Raw genomic sequence first — 344 nt, 5'->3', positions numbered from 1 at the left:
GTCTCAATACAGGCATACAACTACAACTCATCTGCCTATCGACTGATGACCAAATTCCTTTAAAACAATTCATAGCCAGTCAAGCCGCTATTGACATCGTCACAGATCGCTCAGAACTGACCCGTATCTCAGGCATTGTGACCCAAGCCGAAATCGGTGCAAGTGATGGCGCACTCACCATCTATCGCCTCACGGTTGAAGACCCAACCGCACTATGCAAACACAGACGAAACTCACGCGTGTTTATGAATAAAACTGTGATCGAAGTCATCCAAATCCTCTTTAAAGAATGGCAAGCACACAGCCCCTTATTCGCCGCCAGTCTGAGCTTAGACCTAAGTGGG

1 protein-coding gene is annotated in these 344 nt (G+C 47.4%); it reads left to right on the top strand.

Features of this window, described 5'->3' with window-relative positions; translation table 11 throughout:
* On the top strand, nucleotides 1–344 hold a 344-nt coding region (locus tag D7V20_RS19615), incomplete at both ends, for a phage late control D family protein (RefSeq protein WP_215624535.1).

This window comes from Acinetobacter rongchengensis (assembly GCF_003611475.1).
Taxonomy (GTDB): domain Bacteria; phylum Pseudomonadota; class Gammaproteobacteria; order Pseudomonadales; family Moraxellaceae; genus Acinetobacter; species Acinetobacter rongchengensis.
The sequence above is the reverse complement of the archived record's forward strand: the minus strand, read 5'-3'. Positions and strand labels throughout refer to the sequence as shown.